Raw genomic sequence first — 2,426 nt, 5'->3', positions numbered from 1 at the left:
CCACCAGGGCGAGCGGCAGCCGCCCGACCCCCGCACCCGCCACCAGCGACACCAACGCCCATCCCTGCACCAGGGTGAACAGCACCGTGCACACCAGGTGCGAGGCCGTGCCCCCCACCGCCGACCTCAGCCGCTCCCACGCCATGACTGCCTCCTCCCTCGCACAGGCGCCCGACACGTTCCGTAGTGTTGTCGGTGCTCCCCGTGTCCTGACTCAAGGGTCATCGGGGACGGACCCGGCAACCAGCGGTTTCCGCGTACCTCGCCGGGAGGCAACGGGAAACGGGGAGGCGCGAGTGGCGGAGGAATCCACACTGTTCGGTGCGGAGCTTCGACGGTTACGGAGGAAAGCGGGGCTGTCCCTGGGCGAGTTCGCGAATCTCGCGCATTACAGCAAGGGATACCTGAGCAAACTGGAGAACGGGTCCAAACCGGCACGCCCGGACGTGGCCCGCCGCTGCGACGCCGTTCTCCAGGCGGACGGAAGGCTCGCGTCCCTCGCCACCCCCCGGAAACCCGAACCCGCGACTACCGAGGTGGACTCCGAGGATCGCGAGGTATGGCTGATGAACCTCACCCAGGGCGGCTCCAGCTGGTTCCGACCCATGAACAGGAGAGACGCGCTCGCCCTCGGGGCGGGCTCGTTGATGGGCTTCACGCTCACCGGGCAGGGAGTGGCGGCCACGGCGGCCGAACAGCCCGCCGTGGACCTCTTCCGCACACTCTTCGAGAACCTGCGCGGCCTCGCGCAGACCGCCAGCCCCAGCGTGGTGTTGCCCTCGCTGGTCACGCAGACCGACGCGCTGCGCAACCTCGCCGCGTCCGCCCCGGAGCGGACCCGCGTCGAACTGCTCGCGCTGGGCGCCCGCTACGCCGAACTCACCGGTTGGATGGCGCAGGAGTCGGGCAACGACCAGTCGGCCCTGTGGTGGACCCGGCTGGCCGTGGACCTCGCCACCGAGGGCCACGACCCGCACCTGATCACCTACTCCCTCGTGCAGCGGGCCGTGGTGACCCTCTACCGGGAGGACGCCGCCCAGACCATCGACCTGTCCCGGCGCGCCCAGCGGGACCGGCACGCCCCCGGCCGGGTGCTGGCCCTCGCGGCGAGCCGGGAGGCGCAGGGCCACGCCTTGGCCGGTGACCACACCGAGTGCCACCGCGCCCTGGACCGCTCCCGGGAGCTGTTCGCCCGCCGGGAGGACAACGAGGGCCCGGTGCTGGGCACGACCACGGTGGCCGACGTCGCGGAGATGACCGCCGGCTGGTGCCTGTTCGAGCTCGGCCGGCCCGCCCAGGCGGTGGAGGTGCTGGAGGAGCAGGTCGAGGCGCTGCCCTCGACGGCGCTGCGCAGCCGGGCCCGGTGGGGGCTGCGGCTCGCCCTCGCGCACGCCGCCGCCGGCGAGGTGGAGCAGGCCTGCGCGCTGACCGAACGGCTGCTCCCGGCGGTCACCGTCGTCAGCTCGGCCACCATCGCCGCCGACCTCCGCCGGCTCACCCGCACCCTCGCTCGCTGGCACACCCACCGGGAGGTCCACGACCTGTACCCGCGTCTCACCGCCGCCCTGCGCTCCGAGGCGGTGTGAACCCCGCCGCGCGTCCCCGCGCGGCCCGTCCCTCCGGAAACCCCGAAGGAGAAGTGTCCGTGACACGCGTCTTCGTCAACTACCGCACCGGCGATGAGGAAATGGCCGCGACCCTGATCGAACGGGAGTTGTCCCGGCGGTTCGGGTCGGAGGTCGTCTTCCGGGACAGCAAGTCCATCCCCCCGGGCGCCGACTTCGAGGAGGCACTGCTGTCCGCCGTCCGGAGCAGCGAGGCGTTGTTGGCCGTTATCGGCGGCCGGTGGTTGACGGCCGGCTCCACCGCCGAGGGCCGTGCGGTGGACCGCGACACCGACTGGACCCGACGGGAGATCGTGGAGGCGTTCCGCCACGACGTGCGGGTGGTGCCGGTCCTCGTCGGCGGCCGCACCCGGCTCGACCGCGAGGAGCTGCCCACCGAACTGGCCCCGCTGGTCCGTTGCCAGTACCGCACGCTGGACGTGCGGACCGCGAACGAGGACCTCGCACGGCTCGCCGACTCCCTGGCGGAGGTGCTCCCCGGCCTGGCCGCCGCGGCCCCGGACAGCGAGCCGCGGCCCCCTGCCACGCCGTCGACCACCAACACCATCGGTCGGGTCGACGGCCGGGCGGTGCAGGCCACGCACTACCAGGAGACCTACCAGGCCCCCGTGCACACCGGGAGCGGACCGCAGTTCACCGCTCCCCAGTTCCACGGCGACGGCACCACCTACGTCGCCGGGGACAACCACCACGGCATCGTCCAGCACTGGGGCGGCCGGCGCCGGGAGGGGCGCCGGTGATCGGGGGGAACGGGGGTGGGGGCGGAGAGGGGACGCCCCCACCCCCACCGGGACCCGCCAC

Annotated in this window: 2 protein-coding genes; both read left to right on the top strand. The window is 73.2% G+C overall.

All coding sequences use genetic code 11. The annotated features are described in order from the left end of the window. Positions 1 to 296 precede the first annotated feature (296 nt). Positions 297 to 1,586: a helix-turn-helix domain-containing protein gene (locus ACTIDRAF_RS0225510; protein ID WP_016701482.1), complete on the top strand. Its 1,290-nt coding sequence runs from the start codon at positions 297 to 299 to the stop codon at positions 1,584 to 1,586. Positions 1,587 to 1,645: 59 nt separating this feature from the next. Further along, entirely contained in the window at positions 1,646 to 2,365 is a 720-nt protein-coding gene (locus ACTIDRAF_RS0225505) for a toll/interleukin-1 receptor domain-containing protein (protein ID WP_039789751.1), read from the top strand. Positions 2,366 to 2,426 lie beyond the last annotated feature (61 nt).

The organism is Actinoalloteichus spitiensis RMV-1378 (genome assembly GCF_000239155.1).
GTDB classification, from domain to species: Bacteria; Actinomycetota; Actinomycetes; order Mycobacteriales; family Pseudonocardiaceae; genus Actinoalloteichus_B; species Actinoalloteichus_B spitiensis.
This window is presented reverse-complemented; position numbering and strand designations above follow the sequence as displayed.